We start from the raw sequence: 23938 nt of genomic DNA, 5'->3' as shown, positions 1-23938 counted from the left end.
TACTACCTGTTATTTTGGATTACTTCCTTCTATCGTTATTTCCGTTATCTCATTAAAGTAAAGTGACCTACAAATTCACGATCGTCTTGAACATTTTTCAATTTCAATACATACCAATAATCACCAGTTGGCAACTCAAGGCTGTTGTATTTACCGTCCCAACCTTGGCCTTCTCTTAACGTGGCTACTTTTCTACCGTAACGGTCAAAAATGCCTATCGTTAAGTCTTTGTAATTGATAGTATTCGTTGGCGTCCAAGTATCATTATTACCGTCACCGTTTGGTGTAAACACATTCGGAATTTCGATATCAATGAATTCGAAATAACGTGTCGCTGTAGCTTCACAACCATTAGCATCTCTAACAATCACAGTGTAATCACCAGATTTATAGTAAATCAATTTATTGTTTGTGCTAAAGGTATTTCCACCATCGAATGAGTATTGGTAATTACCAGCACCACCCGTAGCCGTAGCCACTATCTCGTTCAATCCACCATCTGACAATGTTAAGGCCAAAGGCGTAAATCCAAGAACTTCAAACTGAATTGTAGTTTTCTCACAACCATTAGAATGTCTAGCCGTAATGGTATGGAAACCAGGTGCAAGATTACTGAAAATATTGCTCGCTTGGAATACTGTTGAACCGTCAAGAGCATAATCTACATCAGCTGGATTGGTAATACTCGCATCTACCGTTACAGTAACTGTACTACTTGGCGAATTGTTATCACAACCATAGGCTACAGTAGCTTTTGGATCTAAATTAACGGATTCGTCTAGCGCTACAATCCATTCCGCGGTACAGCCATTAGCATCTTTGATATACACTGTATGTTCACCTCCTGACAAACCAGTGAAGTTGAATACCGTTTGTGATAAAGCACCAGTTACATAAGTACCATTGATATCATCAAGAACTACACTATAAGGCGCTACACCACCAGTGATGTTGACATCGAAGGCAGCATTGTTATCACCAGCACATAGTTCTTGAACTTCTGAACCTGCTACGGTGTTTACAAAAATTGGTTGAGGCTCGGTAATTTCTTCCGATAAAAGAATGAAACAACCATTTACATCTTGTACAATAATCTGATACGTTCCTGGTGCTAATTGATCAAACACTCCTGTATCAAAGAACTGATCCAATCTTGGAGAAATGGCAAACTTAATTACCCCTGTTCCTCCTGAAGCCGTTACTGTTATAATACCATTGGCGGCACCATTACAAGTTACTGGAGTAACTACAGTAGTAGCCGTAACTGGCAATAAAGGTTCTGTAATAGTAACCACACCAGTGGAAGTCACAGTACAATCTTGACTATCAACTCTTACTTGATACGTACCAGCTGGTAACTGAGTAAAATTACCAGGTGTTAACTGTGTTGGAGCTGGAACAATTGGATTTCCTGTACCGTCCAATAAAGTATACACATAATTGCCTAAACCTCCTGTTGCGGTAGCCACAATCACACCATTGGTATCTCCATTACAATTGATCTTCGCATTTTGAACATCCAAAGCTACTTGTAAAGTTGGAACTGGTTCAACCTTGATATCATTAGAAACGACACTAATACAACCGTTCACATCGCGAACGAAATAACGGTACGTGCCAACAGCTGCATTGAAAGTAATGGTGTTTCCTCCCATTGGGAACCAACCAGAAGTTGGAACTCTACTGTACTCATACGCTCCTGTACCACCAGTAGCGCTAAGTGTTATAGTCGCTTGCGTTGTACAAGTTGGTGTTGTAGCCAATACTAAACTTGCCACAACCTCAGTTGGCTCATTAATTACGATCGGTGCCGAAGTCGTTCCACAACCCCATCCATCTGTTACCGTTACCGTGTAGGTTCCTGCACCTAAATTATTGAACACATTTCCACTTTGTGGTCCTGAGCTAATCATTGGCGTAGCCGAAGTCGTATTCAAAGTATATAAGTAATTCGACCCTTGACCACCTGTTGGAACACTTACTGTTATACTCGCATTGGTATCTCTAATACAAGCTACCAAAGTAGTACTTGGTGTTGCTGTAAAGGCTATAGGCGTTGGGTTATTCAATACTACTGTAGTAAATACTTCACAATCTTTTGAATCTCGCACTTTCACGGTGTACGATCCTGCTGTTAAAGCATTAAAATTGGATACCGTAGACCATGGTGTAACCACAGTAGCACCATTTTCTAATTGGAACTCATAACCACCTGGCCATCCACCAGTAGCAGTAGCCGAAATAGAACCATCATTATTACCTGTTAGACAAGTAATTTCAGTATGGGTTTCTGAAATCGCTAAGATTTCACTTGGACCTGTAATCGTAAAGTTTTTGCTAACGGTACAGAATGGCGTGTTGGTCAATACAGCAGTTATGGTATATGTTCCTGCAGCTAAATTGATCAAGTTAATTGGTCCTGCTGAAGTAGCCGTACCCGCACTTGGTGTAGGTCCTGTAACCGTATACGTAAACGGTCCTGCATTATCTACTGGAGTAGGAACTCTATCAATTAAAGTCACTCTCGCACTTCCGTTAGTATCACCTAAACAAGTCACATCTACAACATTATCGATTGTCAAGTCGAAAGTGTCTGGGTTATTCACGTAGTGTACTCCGATGATTTCACAATTCGTATCTAAGTTTCTCACTGTGATTTCGTAGTTACCTACTGGCAAGTTAGTAAAGATACCTGTTGCATTAGTTACTGCTGGATAAACACTTCCTTTAATCACCGTTGGTGGCGTAGTTGTATCATCATAAGTAACATCAACCAACGTATATTGTAAATTGGTTGCTGGTCCACCTATAGTTGTAGCCGTAACGGTAATGTTCTCTAAATTAGTACAAGTAATTGCTTGATCTACTACCACATTCACTTGATCCAATTGGATATAAGGAGCAATGTCAATTGAAGCCGTTGACGTTCCGATACATCCTTTATCGTCATATACATTTACGATATAAGAACCTCCTAAAAGATCCGCTTCGGTGTAGACATTGTTACTTCCAAATTGAACTTGAGTACCATTTTTGATAAACTCATAATTCAAGTACGTACCTGAACCACCTGTAACTAAAGTTGGATCTACCGTAATCGTAGCTAAGTTACCTGTGTTACCAGCTGTACAAGCAAATTGAACTACTGTTGGAGCTGGCACTACAATTGGTGCAGACTGGGTAACATCTATAGTTTGTGAAACTGTACACAATCTTCCAGAAGTAACCGTAACAGTATACGTACCTGCTTCCAAGCCACTGAATAAAGGAGAAGGTTGCGTTCCTGTTAAAGGAATGGTCACCGCTATTCCACCTACAGTAGTGCCTGATAATGCATAAGTATAAATTGGATTATTATTTACCGTCAACGTTGAAGGAGCCATATTAGCTGTAATGGTACCATCATTTCCTCCGTCACAAGTTACTGGAGTAGCAACTGGAACAAAATCAATAGCTGTATTAGGCAATAACATAATCACGTCGACAGATTTAACACAAGTTGTTGTGATATCTCGTACATAGAAAGTATAAGGAGTCACACTTGCTGCTAAGCCTCCAAATACATTTGAAGACACATAGGTAGTACCATTACTACTATACTCATAGTTGGATGGTATTGATCCTCCACTAGCTGTTAGGGTCACTACACCGTCTGCATTTAAGCAAGTAGATAATGTGGTAACGTCTGCTTGTAATTGTAAAGGTTCTAAAATTGTTACTGGTGCAGTTGTTTTTGCAATACAACCATTAGCATCTCTTACCCAAACATCATAATCACCAGGCGCAGTAACAGTTAATGAAGACGAAGATTGGAAACTATTGCCATCCAAACTGTATTCTAACGTACCTACACCACCTGCACCCACTGCAATGATCGTGTAACCCGTTGGAGACGGACATTGACTAACAGCACTTGCTGTAACTGTTGGCAATGGATCTAATGAAATTGGCACTGTTACAAAACGGAAACATCCGTTAGTGTCTTTTACATACACATCGATTAGATCTGGGGTTATAGCTGCAGCTGACGTTGCAATTGTAATGGTTTTTGAAGGTGAGTAGAACCCTATTGGACTTGTTCCAGTAGGCACAAAAGCAAATTCAAAGCCTGGCGTTCCGCCCACAATAGTAGTATCATCAACAGTAAGTACTGCTCCTGTAGTGTTACAATTCTGATTTTTAACGTTAACACTAAGATTAGTCAAATCTAAAGCCGCTGGCTCAGTTATGATAACAACATTAGAAGTACCAGGACAACTTGGATACGCCGTTTGAGTAACCACTACGGTATAATCATTTCCTGCAACTAAACCGTGAGGAAGTACCAATGGATTAGTCGTTGTGTTTCCTGAGCCTGTAAAAGCTGTAGGAACCCCACCTTTTAAAATGGTATAAGTATATGGACCGGAATAGTTGCCAATATTAATTTCAATTGCACCTGTTGCATTTGTAGTACAATCTACATTCGCAGCAGCACTAGCTGTTACGGTCATTGTATTGAATACTGGAACGGTGTACGCATTTGAAACAATACTACAACCTGTTGTATTATCCGTTATTTTAAATTCATAAAAACTTCCTATTAGTGTAGCAGGATAAGTGAATGAAGTAGCACCAGGGGTAATTGGTGTTATCGCACCATATGCTCCTCCATCAATAGCAACTTGATAACTGAAATTTGTAGGTGTTGCACCACCAGTAATCGCTACATTAATAATTTCTGTAGGCGTGTTGCAATCTGCTTGAGTACCTAAACTCGCTACAGCCGACACTAATTTAGGGAATGCATTGATTGTAATCACGATATCGTCAGTACAGCCATTCGCATCTTTAGCATAAAATGTTAGGTTTTGTGTAGCACCTGTATCTATAACATCAAAAGTATTGGTTGATGACCAGTTGACATTATCTCTACTGAAAGTGTAATCAGCAAGAGCTGTTCCTGCTCCACCACTTGCCCCAAGAGTCACCACCGTTACGTTTGGTGTATTGGTTGGAGAACAAGTAAAGGCAGATAAAGAAGTCAAAGAAGCTACAACTGGAGATGGGTTAATAATATTCTCTGAACCATTGAAAAGGCAAAGTTTAGCATCTCTAACAATATAATTGACTGTTACCGCAGCAAGTCCAGTAAATTCATTAGAATCTTGCCAAGTCGTTCCTCCATCAATACTATACTCATAAGGTAGAACCCCTCCAGTAGCCGTAATTTTGATAGAACCATCTGCTAAACCTACACAAGTTGGTTGCGTTACCACAGTAGTTGCAGTTGGATTAACTATAGCTGCGATATCTACAACCGTGCTTTCAACTGTACAATTATTTAAATCCGTAATTCTAAATTGATAAGTACCCGCTGTAGTGACAGGGTATGTTAAAACTCTATCGTCATTAGCAAAATTAACCGGAGCTAAATATGGCGCGCCATTGATAGATACTTCATATCTAAAATCAGGCGTAGCATCCGATGCAGTAAATAATCCATCTGATACCGTCACTGTAATTAACCCATCTGGCGAAGTCGTACAATCCAGCTCTTTGGTACGCTCTGCAATTACTGATAATTTTTTATGTAATGTTAAAGCTGGACTATTAGAAGGACAACCATTGGCATCGTATACAACAATATTTTGAGGTCCTGAACTCAATCCAGAAACAGTATAAGGGAAAGATCCCACATTTTGTGGTGATCCACCATTTACCGAAATAGTATAAGGACCTACACCTGGTGAAGTTAAGTCTACATCAAGTGAGAATGCTCCTTCAGCAGCACAATTAACCACATTTGATATAGCAATAACAGGTGAAGGATCTAGTATAACATTTACTGGTTCACCAACAATACAATCTCTACTATCTTTAACCCAAACGTAATAACTTCCTGATTCTACATTAAATGTACTAGGTGAATTCCATAAAGGATCACCTACTAATGGAGCCGTACTTGAATTATTAAGTATAAAACTATACGGCGCAGTACCTCCATTTGCCACTCCAACAATTTGACCAGCATTAGTATTACAATTGTCATTTTTAGTTGCAGAAGCATTTAAATCTAAAAGTACTGGAGACTCTGTTATGGTAAAAACAGCAGATGCACTTGTACAACCTGGATTTGAACCGCCAACTTCAGTAAACGTAATATAGTACTGCCCTGGCGTTAAGCCTGGCGAAGTTGTTATAGTTGACGGCGCTGGTGTTACTACTGATCCTGTAATTCCGGTAGTAGCATTGGTTTGGTTCCTAAATATTTCCCAATTAACGGCTGTTGCATTATAATTATTTAGAGTAAAGGTTACGCTACCAGTAGCAGTACCTGTACAAGTTACATTATTCGCAATAATAGGATTAGAAGTTAATGTAGTTACTGGAGGCACAGGACCTGCAGCTTTTTCAAAATAGTAACAACCTGTTATATTGTCCCTAACCACAAAGGTATACACCACACCTGGAGTAAGGTTTGTGAAAGTTCTTCGCATATTATTTGGTGAAGTAGCACCATCTGGAGCTAAAAAAATACTACTATACGGAAATGCAGCTAAATCGAAAATACCAAACTCATAATTTGGTGTTGGAGGAACAACCAAAGGATTAATACTCACAATGATTGTAGCTCCATTTGTACAGTCGGCTGTAGTAAGTAGATTTATATCCAAATCCTCCGGTGGAGAAAGTACTTGTATACCAGTCGTTGTCTTAGAGCAGCCTGTATTATCCGAAACAATTACTTCATAATTACCAAATCCTAAGTTAGGAAATGTATGACTGGCACCTGTAGGGTCTGAATGTGTTAAAACTACACCTGTTGTAAGGTTTCTCAGAGTATAATTGAAAGGCGCATTACCGTTTGTAATTGTATTAACTGTAATTGAACCAGCTACAATTGCCGCAGAACAAGTCATATTAACCGGGGTAACAGTATAAATTATCTCAGTAGGTTGATTCACAATTGCAAATCCTGGGTATAAACATCCTTTACTATCTCTTACAACATAAGGATAACCAAGACCTGTAGAAGCAGCGAGATTAGAATAAGTAGAAACAGTAGAAAAACCAGAACCATTGAAACTAAATTCAAATGGTGCTACACCTGCCGAAGGATTTATAGTTACCACACCATTTCCTGATTGATAACATGTCAAATCTGTTATCGATGTTGTAGCAGCAACTGGAGTTGGTGTATTAGTATTTACAGTATTAGTAACTCTTGTACAACCATTAGCATCGGTAATTTCAAATTGATATGAAGTTCCCGTTAAAGATGTAGCAGTGTAATTCAATGTTGATGAGCCTGCAGTTGGGAAAGGAATTACTGGACCAGAAAAACCTGTTCCACCAATATTCACTCTATATCCAAAATCTGCTTTACCACCTGTAACATCAACTCTAACAGTAGCTTCTGCTGGTGTTGAACAAGTAATATCTTTAGTTCTAACAGCGGTTGCTGCTAATACTTGATTTACGGTAACAACTTCAGTATCTGTACAACCAAAAGCATCTCTTACAGTAATGGTGTACGTTCCAGGCGCAACGGTAAACGTATCTAGTAAAGCACCAGTTGGAGCGACACCTGTATTGATAGAATAGGTATAAGTACCTGAACCACCCGTTGCAGTAGCCACGATTTGGAAAGAACTTCCTGTGGCAGTACATTGTCCATTTACAGTTGCACTAACTATAGGAGTCGTGTAAGGTGCAATTGTGAAATTTATTGAACGGGAACAACCATTTGCATCTGTAACAGAAGCGGTATAATCACCAGCTGCCAGATTGTTAAAAGTTCTAGTACTTTGTGTTACTGGAGCCACTACTGGTGCAGTTCCTGTAACGGTATAACTATTAGATCCCCATCCACCAGCGGTATTGATGGTGATACTTGCTGTAGCTTTAGTACAAGTAATAGGTGAAATAGTTGGAGGGGTAATAGCCAAAGCTGCACTTGGTGCTGCTACTGTTGCAGAAGCCGTTGCACTACAATTGGTCGTAGTATTGGTAATTGCTAAGATATGAGGCCCAGCAGCTAAACCGCTAATTGTAATATCAAATGTACTCCCTGTTGCTGGATAAGTACCTGTACTTGCAGGTAAAACACCATCTATAGTATAAGAATAAGGAGTATTGTTGCCAAATCCGCTAACAGTATATCTAATAGATCCGTTGTTATCACCAACGCACACTACATTGCTCACCACTACTCCACTTGCAGAAAGTGTTGGTAATACTGGTACAGTTTTGGTCGTAGAGAAAAGACAATTTTTAGCATCTCTTACTTCAAAACGATAAGTAACTCCAGGGTCTAAATTGGTAAAAGTAGCGCTAGACTGAAACAGCGTTACTGCAGCAGCCGGAGCACTAATTCTATATTCTAATGGTAAAGAACCGCCCGTGACGCTATTAATTGTGATGTCTGTTTTATTTGCAGGACAGGTAACTGGGGTATTAGTAAACGTCATTGCCGTTGGAGGCGTCAAAGCATCAATTACCATAGCTGGAGAAGAAGTACGTGAACATCCTTTAGCATCGGTAACGGTTACCGTATAGCTTCCTGCTACGCTCAAATTAGGGAAAATTCCAGTGGTATTGGTAGCAACGGTTGTTTCTACCGCCAAAACGGTTCTTTTCAAAACATAAGTAAATCCACCATTTCCATTCGAAGCCAAAGCCGTAATGGTACCGTTAGTCGTACAAGTATAAGGGGTTGTTATACTAGCTGAAAGGGTTATTGGAGTAGGTTCAAAAACAACAGCTGTACCATCATAAATACATCCTTTTCTGTCTCTGATTTGATAAGGGTACGAAGTTCCAGCCACAGATCCAGACAATGAACCATAGGTTGCTGTCCCAGAAAATCCTAAATTATTAAAATTATAAGTAAAAGGAGCTGCTCCAGTAAGTGCTTGCAAAGTCACACTACCATTGTTTAATGTCTCACAAGTTTCATTAGTTACTACTGCATTACCCGTCACAGCAACTTTTGCATTGATGGTAGCAGAAGTGGTGGTTTTACAACCAATAGCATCAGTAATTTCAAATTGATACGTACCTGAAGCCCCTGTAGTATAGGTAAAAGTAGTTGCAGTCCCTAAAGGTCCAACAAGTGTTCCTGTTGTTTGTCCCGACGTTAGTACCACAGTAAATGGTGTCGTTCCACCAGATATGGTTCCAGAGATAATCGCTTGGTCATTTGGGGCTGGATCACAATCCAAATCAGTTGTTACTTGCGCATTTGCGGTAACTTTTGCATTAATCACTTGTTGCACTGTATCAAAAGAACAACCATTATTATCGGTTACTCTAAAGACATAATTACCTGTTACAGCAGCCGTATGGGTAAAAGATAGTGTAGTAAACGTCGCGCTAGAAGCACTAAAAGCTCCACCGTTCAAACGGGTTTGGTAACTGTAAGGTGCAGTGCCTCCTGTAATAGACACATTGATTTGCGCACCAGTAGTCGGATCAAAACAAAGTGCTGTACTAGGAACAACTGCCGCAGTTAATGCTGGTGGTGCAGTTACACTTACACTTACACCAACAGGAATTTGGCAATTATTTGCATCACGAACAAAAACAGTATAGCTTCCTGAAGGAACATTGGTAAATACGCCACCATTATTACTATAAGCTGTAACTACATTTATTCCGTCTGACTGACGTAATTCATATTGATAGGCTGGTGTTCCGCCACCGCCAATAGCAGTAATAGTAGCTCCAGTGGTACAAGTAGGTTGTGTAGTAACTGAAGCACTTAATGTCACAGCAGCTGGTGCACTAATGTTTACATCAAATGGTTTAGCACAAGCCGCAACTGCAGAACCTACAGGGCGAACAATTACTTTATACAATGCGCCTGCCAAGTTAGTAACTGTTACAGGAGAAGTAAATAAAGCAGTACTCCATGTGGCTCCGTTATTGGTAGAATATTGGTAACCAGTAGTCGTATCAAAATTAGTAGCACTAATGGTTATTTCACCATTGGTTAAACCATTACACGTTACATTTTTGGTACCAGAAATTTGTGCGGTAAAAGCTTTACCAGTATCAATAGTAAGAGGAAAACTTTTAGAAGAAATACAACTTTTTGGAAGTTGAAAAACATTAATATCATCTATCAATACATCATTACCATTAATTATCGTACTATTGGAACGTACTAAAAAGGTTAAATCTGTATTATTTCCTGGATTTATCGTTAAATTGTAATTTTCCCATTTTTGACTTTTTGGAATGCTACCAGTATTTACACTTGCTCCTACCTGCACAGCTGTTGGCAAACCGTAGTCTTTCCATAATTGGATCGTCAAGTCAGGATCTCCTAAAGTAGGTCTACTTGCAACAATTAAATTGAGTGCCCAAATAGATACTCTTACATCTTGATTAGGGATAACATTTTTAATTGGCTTGCTATATAAAACTCCACCTATACCGGCTGTACCTCCAACGTTTACACAAAGAAAACGCCCTAATGGATCTGAAGGGACAGTATGATCTTTAGGATTCCTTATCCAAGCTCCACCAAAATTAGTTCGAATAGAGCTGGCAACAGCATACTCACCATCATTAATCCATTCATCTTTATTACATGCATACGATGGATTCAAATGAGTTGTTGTTTCATCAGCAAAACAATAAGCTGGGTTAATACCGGGCGATGTGGTGTATGTTCCTTTTCCAAAATCTTCAAATAATAAATTACTAAAAGTAGGAACGGAATTTAATTTATATTCTACTGAAATAGAATATGAACCTGAAGGAACATTAACAAAAACATTATTGGGTACATTGGTATTTTTAACACCATCCAAATAGTAATCAAAAGTATAAGAGGCATTAGGTGGATTAGCAACTGTAACGGTACTTGTAGCTGTTCCATCACAATTAAAATCAATTAATGGTGTAGCGTTAATTACAGGTTCAGCTGGTTCTGGGTCTAAAGTAACTGGTGCACTAAAAATACAACCGTTAGCATCTCTTACATACAAAGTATACGTTCCTGGTGCTTTGTATGCATCGTTAACCGTGGTCCAATCAGAAGCATTAGCTGGATTATTAAAATTATATTCATAAGGAGGAACACCTCCTTGTGGATTAGTGATACGTACCTTTCCTTCACGTGCAGGACCACAACCCGCCAATTCTGATACCCCTGCAGAAGCAGTTAGTGCAGCAGCAGGTTCTGTAATGGTAATATCAGGTTGTGTTTCAAAGCAGTCTACACCACTTAAAGTGTATCTTAAAATTGGTTTATAGGTACCTGGGGCTAAGCTAGAAAAAGTTCCATTGGCAACATACGTTACACCATTGTCAATACTATATGCCAAAGTATATCCATTAGCATTGGTCACGTTAAAAGTAATTACTCCTGATTTAGCTCCGTAGCATAACACATCTGTTTTAGCAATGGTAAATACTGGTTTTGGGTTGGCATCGATTCTTTGAGATATCGTTACCTCGCAACCATTACCATCAACCACTCTAATAGAGTAAGTACCCGCAGTAGTAACTACAATCTTTGGATCTGTCTGAGCCGTTGTAGACCCGTTTATAAAATAATTAAATGGAGCAGTGCCATTATTTGGTGTAACAGTAATTTCTCCATCGCTACAAGTTAAGGGTTTCGTAATAGAGGCCACAGCAGTTAGGGCAGCTGGGGCAATAATTTCGGCAACTCCATTGTAGCTACAACCATCTAAAGTGGTTACTGTATAGGTGTAAGACCCAGCATCTTTATTCAGAAATTCGTATTCTGAAGCCGTACTATTAATCACCTTTTCAATAGAAACTCCTCCTTTGAATAGTTCATAAGTATATTGTGCTCCGTTATAAGCAGTACCATATACTTTTATACTTCCTTTTGAATCATGACATAATGGTTGTGTTACGGTAGGCGCAATAGGATCAAAATCGATTTTATAAATCGAGATACCCACTACTTTAAAAGGGCAAGGGTTGGTAGCAACACCTACTTGTCTAATATAAACCGTATAAGTACCAGCAGTTGCAATACTAAAAGTATTATTGGATGTATAGCCTGAATTTTCAGATAAGCTATATTCGTATCCTGTTCCACTAATTCCACCAATTGTAATACTTCCATTATTACCGCAAATAATGTCTTTCTTAGAAACTGTAGGTTTTAAACCATTCTCGTATACATTAAAATAAAAACGACTAAAACAACCTCCAAAAGACATAGAGACACGGTATTGCCCTGCAGTGTTAGCTACGAAAGTAGCACCAGGAGGACCTGCTTGTGTCCAAGTACAAGTTGGGTCTTCATTAGCACATAAGTCCGACAGATTAGGATCAGCCACACAAGTAGTGGTTTCCCAAGTAATATTGGTAGCACCCAAATCAGATAAATCAATGTCTACTTTATCATCTTCCGTACATAAAAAAATCTTAGGTAATACTGAGCCGTCATTTGGACATACTGGAATCAAGTCAGTAACGGCATCTTTATTATCGGCATATTTAATTAATGGATTAAATTTTGCATCATATCCCTGAACAGTAATCACTTCCTCCAAATCCACACAAGGTGGAGTTGCGGTATTTTTAACGTAATAGGTTCCGGGTTGTGTAACAGTAATCGCTTGAGTAGTTCCTATCACTGGAACCCCTGTAGGACTGGTAGACCAAGAATAAGAGGCATACCCCCCACTTGCTGATATGGTCAAAGGGTCGCCACACAATACTGCATTTCTAGCTTTACAGTCGTCTACCCCCACTAAAAAATTAGTTGATTCTGGCACGCTTATATTACAGGCAGAAAAAGAAGAATAACTATCTTCACCAAATCCCAATCCTCCATTGGTATTGATTTCTCCGGTATATTTTGATTTTGCGGTGTTTTTAATAATATTATTACATGGCTCGGTTAAATTAGCACAAGTAGGTACTACTTGTACTTTAAAACGAATTGGGACACTAAGATTTCCATTCTTTTGAACTAAGTTATCCGGAATGGTAAATGTAATTGTACGGGTTGTTGCATTGTAAGTATGAGTAACACCAGTCGGCACTTGCTCAATATCTGTTGGATAATTAAAAATAGTATTAGCAGGCAATTGATCCGTTATGGTAAAACTTTTGGCATTATCATTCCCAACATTTTGAAATTGAAGTTCATACTTCAAAATATCTCCTAATTTTACAGGAGTATTTGAGGCTAGTTGATTATTGTCGTCAAAAACCTGCTTGGTCACAATAATTTTTGGTTCAATAACTTCAACTGCAAGTGCAGTAAAAAACAAATAATACCAATCTGCTCCAGTACTTAAGGTAATATTTGCACCTGTTTCACCATTTTTAATTGTAGTATTGCTTCCACCACCATTTTTAAGCTCAACTACCCCAGTATCAAAACCAAAAGTATTTAAACTATTTGGAACTCTATCTGTAAAGTTAACATCTAAGTTATTAATTGAACTATTAAAAATATTAGGAGTCAAAGGCGCACGTGGTTTTAAATTTGTTGTCACAGTTGATACACTTTCTGCAACAGAACCTGCAATTGTATTTCCAACTATAGCCATATTATCGCTTGCATCTCTATTGTCTCCTTCTAATGCTGTAAATGCTATCTTGGCCTTAACAGGGCCAGAAGGTATAGTCTTAAATCCATTAATAGGGAATGTAAATGCAGGATCTCCACCCTTAATTCTAGCAAAACCATCAAAAGATGTGATAAACTTACTTGGCTGTTTAGGATCTTCATATACCACAAAAAGAGACCAACCCGCTGAATGACCTGCAGACGTACTTTGACCTCCTTCAGAAGAAGCCACATTCCCAACAGTATAACTTACTGGCCCACCTGCTTGTACATAACTCGTTACATCAAGCATACAAGCATAAGGATTTCTTGCTGACTGTGCAGTTGCAGGACTCATAGCTCCAGTACCTCCAGAAGTACCAACGTAGTCATAGATTACATTACCTGTTAATTCAACATAACTCCCTGTACCAACTTTAAATCTTACTTTATTAATCTTAGAACGATCAGCACCCGAAGCAGAACCATTTGTTGCTGATATTGAATAAGTACCTGACCAATATAGCGCAGCGTATACTATTTTATAACAGCTTTGACTAGCTGCAGGTATCGTTAGTTTTGCACTACTAGAGTTAAAATTATTACCTCCATCTGGATCAATATTGATCCACTTCATATTAGTATTCTCGTTATATATTGAAGAGGATCCTTGAATATTATAGGGGTCGTTAGCTCTGTTCCCATTCGTTCCAAAATCTCTATTCAAAATATTATTTCCAATAACTAATATATCTCCTTTGAGAGTTTCATCATATCTTTTACCAAAAGACTTTAATACCTGCCCATACGACCCTTGTGCCATAAAAAGCAAAATTCCTACCATAGCAAAAGCATTGGATAGGAATCTTTTTTTATTAGTTGGCTCAAAAAGCATGGCAACAAAAATAGTCTTGAAGAAAATACACGTCTTTTTAGAAAAGAGTGTTAGGAGATTCAAATGTGGCATTTTCAAAATAGTAGGTTTTTTCATGGTTTTGGCATTGTATTTTACCTCTTTACTCCATTCTTTTTGGGGAGAAAAAAATGGAGTGAAAGAAAGTCCTATTTATAATTTTGTTCCAATATATATTGTATAATCGTTATCCCTTCAAGATTCCATTCTTGATAACAACTTTCCCGTTTTTAATTCCTCTTAGCATTAGTTTTCCACTTTTACAATTACCATTTTACTAGTAGATGGATTACTTGCTTTTGTTTTCATTTCTTGCTGTGCTTCTTGCAAATTATCGAACATTGTACTGTAGATATAATAACTACTAGTGTTGGCGTCATAATAGAAAGCCACATTTTTCATTCCTGAAGCAACGGCTTTCGTTAAGAAGGCGTCACGTTTAGCAATATCTTTATGTACCGCCATAATCATGTAATAGCCACTTGGTGTATTCGATACACGCTTCATAATTTGCATGTTCGATTGCTCTTCACCAAAATCAAAATCACTTTCTTTAAGTGGTGTTGCACTTACTTTGGTGGTTTCTTTAATACGTTTCAAAGTAGCTTGATCTTGCGCCAATCGATCGGTATCATTCAACGAATTCGCACGTTTGATTCTACGTTTTTTCTCAATCTCAACTGCTACTTTAATATTCTCTAAAGTTTGAACCAATTTGCTATTGCTTTGAACACTAGCTGCTTGTTCCGCTTTTAATTGATCAATCGATTTTAAGTAACTTACACTCAAAGCATCCGTTGCGCTAGCTCCTTTTTTGATACGATCATCAAACAAGTTCTTGATTTTTGCGATGTTATCCTCTTGCATTTTGTTCAAGGCCGCGATTTGAGATTTCAACGATTCGATAGCTGCATTATCGTTAGAGGTGCTCTTAATTTCTTGTGGCTCTCTCACAATTCCTTGCTCACTCAAATCATTTTCCTCTTTCATGTCTCGCAACTCTTTCGCTTTATTGGCTACTTTTTGATCCAACTGTGCGATTAACGATTGTTGCATTTTGCTAGATTCCTCAGCTTGTTTCGCTAAATTATCTATTGCTTTGGCACTTTCATCTTTAACTAAAGGAGCCGCTGCCGCTAATTTAGCCAAACGTATTTTCTCTGCTTCTGCATCCGCTATAGCTTTAGCATCCGCTGCTAATTTCGCTAGACGTAAACGTTCTGTCTCAGCATCCGCTTTGGCTTTAGCTTCAGCTGCTGCTTTTTGTGCGGCTTCTGCTTCTGCTTTGGCTTTAGCATCTGCTGCTAGTTTCTCTTGACGCAAACGTTCTGCTTCTGCATCTGCTTTGGCTTTCGCATCAGCTGCTGCTTTTTGTGCGGCTTCTGCATCTGCTTTGGCTTTTGCATCGGCTGCTGCTTTTTGTGCAGCTTCAGCGTCTGCTTTAGCTTTCGCATCGGCTGCTAATTTCTCTTGACGCAAACGTTCTGCCTCAGCATCCGCTTTAGCTTTCGCATCGGCTACTGCTTTTTGTTGTGCTTCAGCGTCTGCTTTCGCTTTTGCATCCGCAGCTAATTTCTCTTGACGCAAACGTTCTGCTTCAGCATCAGCTTTAGCTTTAGCTTTCGCATCAGCTGCTGCTTTTTGCTGAGCTTCTGCATCTGCTTTCGCTTTTGCATCCGCAGCTAATTTCTCTTGACGCAAACGTTCTGCTTCAGCATCCGCTTTAGCTTTCGCATCGGCTGCTGCTTTTTGTTGTGCTTCTGCATCTGCTTTAGCTTTAGCATCTGCAGCTAATTTCTCTTGACGTAAACGCTCTGCTTCAGCATCGGCTTTCGCTTTCGCATCGGCTGCTGCTTTTTGTGCGGCTTCAGCATCTGCTTTAGCTTTAGCATCTGCAGCTAGTTTCTCTTGACGTAAACGTTCTGCCTCAGCATCCGCTTTAGCTTTCGCATCGGCTGCTGCTTTTTGCTGTGCTTCTGCGTCGGCTTTTACTTTTGCATCCGCAGCTAATTTCGCTAAACGAGCTTTCTCTGCTGCTGCTTTTTGTGCTGCTTCTGCATCCGCTTTAGCTTTCGCATCAGCTGCTAATTTAGCCTGACGTTGACGCTCTAATTCAGCTGATTTCTGTTGTGCTTCAGCATCTGCTTTTACTTTTGCATCTGCTGCAAGTTTAGCTAAACGAGCTTTCTCTGCTGCTGCTTTTTGTGCTGCTGTTGGTACGGCTGCTTTAGCTTTTGCTTCAGCATCAGCTTTGGCTTTCGCCTCTGACGCTAATCGTTCTTTGTTCAATCGCTCTTTTTCAAGAGCTGCTTTTTGTTGGGCTTCAGCATCTGCTTTGGCTTTAGCATCTGCAGTTAATTTCGCTTTGGCATCAGCCTCTGCTTTCGCTTTAGCATCAGCTATTTCTTTTAATTTAGCCAAACGCATTTGTTCTCTAGCTGCTTGAGCTTCTTTTCTTGCTGCTTCTAAATTAGCTTTATCCACAGGGGATAATAATGTACTTTGTTTAGGCTGAATAGTAGAAGGTTTAGAAGGTGCTTCACTTGGTTTAATTAAAGCGCCTTCTTCCTCATCATCTCCATAATAATATGTTTTGTTTTTGAACTTATATGCTAAAACAATGTCATGTGAAGAACCAAAGGCATCAAAACCTCCCATTCCTTTCTCAAAATTATATTCAATAGATATACTTGAAGTAATGTTCATACCTATACCTGCAGAAATGCCATATAATGTATTATAGCCTGCCTGTGCCCAAACACCCATCGGAATGGAAAACATGGCTAATCCAGAAAGAACCGTTTTGTCTTTTTTAAATTCAGATCGAACTAAAGTTGAAAATTTACTTTTATCAAAAAAGCCATAAGTGTCCAAATAACCTGTGTACATAATATGTGCTTGAACCGCTTTTTCAGGATCATCCTGAAGCATATTAGAGGTACTAAAATTATAACTTACAATATTATTTAAAGCTAGACCAAAATCAAAAAAAGTAGTACCATAGTTAATACCAGGACTAACAGTCAAAAGAAAATTGGAAGGAATATTGTTTAAAGAAGGATCCGCTACACCATTTGCAATAACTTTTCCAGCATCTAATCCGCTTTTATAAGCACTTAAATTAAGTCCAAAAGTCAGATTGCTATCTTGTTCTAAAACTACATTATGAGCAAAGTTTGCCAAAGCACCAAAAGTAGTAAGCACACCGTAATTTTGCTTAAAAACACCCAAACCTATACCTTCATTTTCTAAAAATCGGCCTGAATAACTAGCAAAATAAGTAGTGGGAGCATTATCAAATTGTACCCACTGTCTTTTACTAAATATACTAGCGATAGTACTTTGTTCACGTACAAAACTAAAAGTAGGGTTTACTACAAAACGATTGTACTTTAAAGAAGTACGAATAGGTAGTGTAAACGAAACAACCCCATCCTCAGCTTGTACAGCTTGAGCATAGAGTTCGTGGTGTATACCATAAAAAAAAGCAATGAATAGTAAAATTTTCTTCATATTATTTTATCACAGTTATTGATCCTTTTTTTACCTTTTTATCTGGTGTTGTGATAATATAATAATAAATGGGATTCACGTTTTTAAAATCAATAGGGCTGGTGATTGTAGGCCAATCATTTTGATAATCTTTGGTTTGCAAAACAACTTCTCCTAAGGCACTTACTATCATTACCTCGGTATCTGTTCCACTCACATAGTCTAAAGGTAAAATCCAAGTATCGTTTATAAAATCTCCATTCGGACTAATGATATTTGGAATATTAGGTACATCTGGAAATGGATTAGGATCTGTAGTATAGGTTACTTCAAAAGCCAACTCTTTCGTTACAGTACAACTTCCTGGTTGAGTAATCGCGACTTTATAACTCCCTTTTGTGGTAACAGTATAGGTGTTCGTAGCAACATTAGGAATTTGTGCTCCATTAAAAAACCATTGATAAGTTGGATTAACAGCAGCAGTTGTAACAATAACATCAAGATTTTCGCCTGGTACGATTGCATTAGTAGCATTGACATTTAAACTACTTGAAAACGTGATTTCTTGCAAATCTATACTTGCATTCGCATCACAACTTCCAAAGCTAACTTTTACACTATATTGTCCAGGAGTTGTCACTGAATAGGTTTGATTAGTTGCATTGGCAATAGCAATATTGTCCTTATACCATTGATAAGTATTCCCTTTGGTAACCGACAAAACTGTTGGGCCTTGACTAGTACAAAAAGGATTACCCAAACTAGAGGTAATAATTGCTGTTGCTCCAGAACTAGCTGAAGTTACGGTAACACGATTGGAATAGGAGTCAGAAGTACACGTTCCATAATTGGTCTCTGCATAATAAACTCCGGGAGTGGTTACTGTATAAGTGCCTCCTGTTGCAGAAGCCACTTTGGTTGGCACCACAGTTGGTCCATTGTCTCTAAACCAATTAAAGGTAAGTCCTGGGTATTTTAAAGGAGAATCATTGGTTCCTGTTCCCGGATTATCAATCGAAAGTACATACGAACCTCCAGAACAAAATACCACGTTAGAGATACTGTTGTTGATGGTAAATTGACTGTCCTGTGGCTTGTAGTAAGCTGGAAAAGGATTTGAAAGCTGACTGGTCGCTGCTGGTGAAGTACTACGAATACGCAATCTGTAAGCTTCTCCACTAGTCGTAACTGGAACTGAAAAAGTAATTTTGGCAGGCGAAGTCGTTATAGCTCCCGCCACAGAAGTATGGACTACTGTAGGGGTAGCAAAACTTCCACTACCATCAGACATCTCCACAATAAATTGATTGGACGCATTAATTCCGCTAGTTGGCGTGAAACTAAAGTTAACATCAAAAGTATTGAATGATGGATTTGCACAAATCTGAGTGAATGGGAAAGTAGGTTTTCCGATTACTATTTGTGCCTGAAGTTTATTTAAAAATGGGGTTGAACCTATTACTAAATAAAAAAAAAATTGTACCAAAAAAAAGACCTTATTGTACCTTTTCATGCTTAAATCTGGGGGTTTTTACAAGGTTTTTAAATAAAAAAAAATAAAAACTTCGGTTGTTGGGGGGCAACCAAAGTCATTATTTTTAAAAACAATCTAGTTGTTATTTGAAGCTGTTATTTTTGAAATTCTTAATCTGAAATCAGGTCTTTTCTCATTTGAGAAATCAATAAATGCCTCAGCATTATGCTTTTTATCATATACATTAAAGAAAGCACTATTACCATACCAATTCTCTAATTCTTCATTTTCAGGATTAAATTCGGTGAAAATATTTCCTTTACAGAAGTTAATGTACAATTGTTCTAATTTAATTTTTTTCAAGTTTGGTGCAGTAACTTCCATTTTTGCATCCAAAACTACCGCAGGATTGAAACCTGAAATGACACTTTTCTTCAATTCTAAAAAGGTGTTTTCGGCTACACGTACTGCATCTTTAATTAAACCATTTTGCATATCAGCTGCTAAATCTTCACTATCATTAACGAATGTAAGATTTGTAGCCACTACATTTGTTTGTTTTTTATTAAAATCAACTTCACTTTTTTGTTCATAAGAAGCTAGGTCAAAACATCTTGAGGCAGAAGTATTGCTAGAAATATAAGAAGAACGAATTGCCAATGAATTATCTATTTTACATTGAACACCATAATTGAATTTGTAGTCAATTCCGTTGGCTTTCAATGAAACCATTTTATTCATTACTACATCTCCACCATATACTTCAAAGGAATCACCTGCAGAAAAACTGACCATTACATTTTCAATGACAGTTTTGTTTCCAACACCTCCTAAAAACAACCCATTAAAGTTACCGCTTCCTCGTACTTTTTTACCTGCATACTCAATACGTACGTAACGCAAAATTCCAGATGAAGCAGCAGGATTGTCACCACCGTAAACCGTCAGAGCATTATCTAAATCGTAATTGACTGAAGCTACGCCACCAAATTTATTGATTGGAGCATCCCCTAAAATTACTATACCTCCCCAATCACCAGCCTTTTTAACACTGCGATTAGAAGTAAAAACAATAGGATCAGTTTCTAGACCTTCAGCATTGATTGATGCCCCTTTAGTAATTACTAATGCTGCACCTGACTGAAAATCACCAATAATCACCGTACCTGGCTCGATTGTCAAGACCGCATTGTTATCTACATACACTGCACCTTGTAAAAGATAAACATTTCTTTTTAACAACTTGGTGTTGGTAGAAATATTTCCAGCTAAGATTTGATTTGGCTCTCCATAATCTACTTTTGCGGGCTTGAACTCAGTCCAATTGCTCAACCAATTTGTAGAACCTATGATACCTTTTTCTTGTTGTGCCTTAGCACCACAAAAAACTAATAGCAACAAAGATAAAAATTGAATACTTTTTTTCATAAGGTTAAGATTTAGGGTGGATATTTTTTTCACTCCTATTAAGTGACACAAATTTAAAACATTGTCTAAATGAAATAAATCTGTGCTCTTTGAACACTTCTAGTTTTCACCTAGAGTATTCAATGATTTTAAAGTTTCTTCATAAAACAAAATGGCAGAAATTAAATTTCCTTTATCTGCATAAGGAACCATTTTTCTTTGGAATTCAACTGTAACATCCAAGAAAGAACTCATACTGTCTGCCTGTGCAGTTAATGCTTTACTATTGGTAGCATCATCAGGAATCCCTAAATCAGTTAATGTAACTCCTGGCTTAGTTACTAAAGCTATGTAGGGTAAAGTTTTTACCAAAACTTTAATTCTTTCAATGTACAACTCTAAAAGAGGCCCTTTTTGCAAATTTTCCAACTCTGGTTTTGTGTGATACTTCTTAACTAGAGCTGTTCTACTAATAATACTTTGTGGTATTTTAGTTTGAGCTGATGCAAAACCTACCACAAAAAATAATACTAATCCAAAAAAAATAATTTTCCCTTTCATGTCTTTCTTTTTTGTTAATTAAAATGTTAATAACAAAAATAACGAAATTAACTTAACTCACAACTTTTTACGATAATTTTATGAATAAAAAATAGTACAGATTGAAAAAAAACGTGTATTTCATCGATAAAAAAGAACTTTAAGACCTTAATTAACAGGTGTTTGTACGTAATACACATAATAAGATTTAATAAGATTGTTGCTTAAAAATACTTAAATTTTAACATCTTAAAAATGTTAATAACAGTAAATATTTACAAATATAAAAAGCTGATTTACAAGTCCAATTCGATTCTATTTAAAGATTACTATATAAAATTTCGGTCTCTATCAATTTCTATTATCTTTGCTTTATGCAATTTTCATCTATACTAGGACAGCAACCCATTAAAGCACATTTGATCAAAAGTGCAGACACCGGCAGAATTCCTCATGCTCAATTATTTATAGGGCCTGAAGGATGCGGTACTTTATCAATAGCAATTGCCTATGCACAATATATTTTGTGTTCCAATACAAATGGTGAGAATACAAACGGAAATGAAAGTTGTAATTTGAAATTTCAAAATTTAGCCCATCCAGATCTTCATTTCATATATCCAACAGTAAGTACCGAAGAGGTTAAAAGCAAGCCCAAAAGTATTGATTTCATAACAGAATGGAGAGAATTTGTTACTAAAAATCCATACGGCAATCTTTTGGACTGGTATTCTTTTTTAGGCGTACAAAACAAACAAGGCGAAATTAGAGTAGATGATGCTCAAGAAATTCTTAAATCTTTGGCTCTAAAATCGTATGAAGGCGGACACAAAGTAATGATAGTTTGGATGGCAGATAAAATGAATACTGCTGCAGCCAATAAATTATTAAAGCTTTTAGAAGAACCACCTGAGAAAACAATTTTTTTATTAATAACTGAGAATGAAGAAGCAATAATTTCTACTATTCGCTCTAGATGTCAAGCCATTCATTTCAATGGCGTTCCTGAAGAGGTTATTATGGACACATTAATAAATCAACATAAATTAGATCAAAAATCAGCACAAAATCTAGCACATCAAGCACAAGGAAACTATAATAAAGCCTTGCATCTATTGCATCAAGATGGTGATGATTTGGTTTTTGAGGAATGGTTTGTTGTTTGGGTTAGAGCCGCTTTTAAAGCAAAAGGGAATGCTGCTGCAATTCAAGATTTAATACAATGGAGCGAACAGATTGCGCAACTAGGCAGGGAAAAACAAAAAAAATTTTTAGAATACTGTATTGAATTTTTCAGACAAGCTTTGCTACTCAATTATCAAGCCCAACAATTAGTTTATTTTGAACCTAAAGTAGAAAAGTTTAAATTAGAAAATTTCGCTCCTTTCATTCATAGTAATAATATCAATGATATTTTCACTACACTTTCAGATGCATTGTATCACATTGAAAGAAATGGTAATGCAAAAATCATTTTAACCGATGTATCTATTCAATTAACTCGATTATTTCATAAAAAATAACTATTATGCACAATACAGCCTCACTTCTATTATTAGTTTTTTTGGCCATTACTTTCATCCAATCAGCATATGATAAAATATTTTATTGGAAAGATAATGTTAGCTGGCTTAAAGAACATTTCTCTAAAACAGCTTTAAAAAATCAAGTGCCATTAGCGCTTGCACACGTATTATTCCTTGAATTGATTTCAGGAATTTTATGTATCGTTGGCAGTATAGAACTGTACTTAACCAATGGAAAACTTTACGGATATTACGGCGCCTTATTTTCTAGTATTACGCTATTAATGTTACTGTTCGGCCAACGTTTAGCAAAAGATTATGACGGAGCAAGAACAATAGTAATCTATTTCATCCCATCAGTCATAGCCGTATACTGGCTTAATTAATTCAACACAATTTTATTTTTACTTATATGATTCCAAAACATCCATCAGAATCTCTAACCATTTTAACCGACCTAGTTTTACCAAGCGAAACAAATCCTCTAAACAACCTCTTTGGTGGAGAATTATTAGCCCGTATGGATCGCGCGGCCAGTATTGCTGCACGCCGACATTCTAGAAGAATAGTGGTAACAGCTTCTGTAAATCACGTCGCCTTCAATAGAGCAGTTCCTATTGGCAGCGTAGTTACCGTTGAAGCGAAAATCTCTAGATCATTCAAAAGTTCAATGGAAATATATATAGATGTTTGGATTGAAGATCGAGAATCCGGCCAACGCAATAAAGCAAATGAAGGTATCTACACATTTGTAGCCGTTGACGATACTGGAAGACCCGTAGAAGTTGCTCCAATTATTCCAGAAACAGAATTAGAGAAACAACGATTTGATGCCGCTTTGAGAAGAAAACAATTAAGTTTGGTACTCGCAGGAAAAATGAATCCTCATGATGCTACAGAATTAAAAGCCTTATTCAGTTAATAAATAGTAGTATTGTTTTTTTTGATTGGAATATTAAAAGACAGCTTTACTAGCATAAAAAAAAAGTGTATTTTTACCTAAACACTCGTTATTACCTTAAATAGTAGTAACCTATACGCCTATAATTAGT

At 37.5% G+C, this 23938-nt stretch carries 8 protein-coding genes; 3 read left to right on the top strand and 5 right to left on the bottom strand.

The annotated features are described in order from the left end of the window. Window positions 1-44 precede the first annotated feature (44 nt). The 5 genes from FLAVO9AF_RS12275 to FLAVO9AF_RS12255 form a co-directional block, all read right to left on the bottom strand. Window positions 45-14525 (bottom strand): T9SS type B sorting domain-containing protein, encoded by a 14481-nt coding sequence (locus FLAVO9AF_RS12275; protein ID WP_159689141.1) that lies wholly within the window; start codon window positions 14523-14525, stop codon window positions 45-47. Window positions 14526-14693: 168 nt separating this feature from the next. Next, window positions 14694-17960 carry a type IX secretion system membrane protein PorP/SprF gene (locus tag FLAVO9AF_RS12270; RefSeq protein ID WP_159689138.1) on the bottom strand — a complete coding sequence of 1089 codons (3267 nt, stop codon included), beginning with the start codon at window positions 17958-17960 and terminating at the stop codon, window positions 14694-14696. 1 nt (window position 17961) lies between these two features. Continuing rightward, complete coding sequence (locus FLAVO9AF_RS12265) at window positions 17962-19452, bottom strand: gliding motility-associated C-terminal domain-containing protein (RefSeq protein WP_159689135.1); 1491 nt, start codon at window positions 19450-19452, stop codon at window positions 17962-17964. Window positions 19453-19548: 96 nt separating this feature from the next. Further along, entirely contained in the window at window positions 19549-20841 is a 1293-nt protein-coding gene (locus tag FLAVO9AF_RS12260; protein WP_159689132.1) for a hypothetical protein, read from the bottom strand. 99 nt (window positions 20842-20940) lie between these two features. Further along, complete coding sequence (locus FLAVO9AF_RS12255) at window positions 20941-21381, bottom strand: hypothetical protein (RefSeq protein WP_159689129.1); 441 nt, start codon at window positions 21379-21381, stop codon at window positions 20941-20943. A gap of 353 nt (window positions 21382-21734) precedes the next feature. On the opposite strand from FLAVO9AF_RS12255, the gene FLAVO9AF_RS12250 reads away from it, so the two are divergent. Genes FLAVO9AF_RS12250 through FLAVO9AF_RS12240 form a run of 3 tightly spaced genes read left to right on the top strand, consistent with a single transcriptional unit; the run spans window position 21735 to window position 23808 of the window. Beyond that, on the top strand, window positions 21735-22883 hold the full coding sequence (locus FLAVO9AF_RS12250) for a DNA polymerase III subunit delta' (protein WP_159689126.1): 1149 nt from the start codon (window positions 21735-21737) through the stop codon (window positions 22881-22883). Between the two features lie 5 nt (window positions 22884-22888). After that, window positions 22889-23272 (top strand): DoxX family protein, encoded by a 384-nt coding sequence (locus tag FLAVO9AF_RS12245; RefSeq protein WP_159689123.1) that lies wholly within the window; start codon window positions 22889-22891, stop codon window positions 23270-23272. 26 nt (window positions 23273-23298) lie between these two features. Next, window positions 23299-23808: an acyl-CoA thioesterase gene (locus FLAVO9AF_RS12240; protein ID WP_159689120.1), complete on the top strand. Its 510-nt coding sequence runs from the start codon at window positions 23299-23301 to the stop codon at window positions 23806-23808. Window positions 23809-23938: the final 130 nt, after the last annotated feature.

The organism is Flavobacterium sp. 9R (assembly GCF_902506345.1).
GTDB lineage: Bacteria > Bacteroidota > Bacteroidia > Flavobacteriales > Flavobacteriaceae > Flavobacterium.
This window is presented reverse-complemented; position numbering and strand designations above follow the sequence as displayed.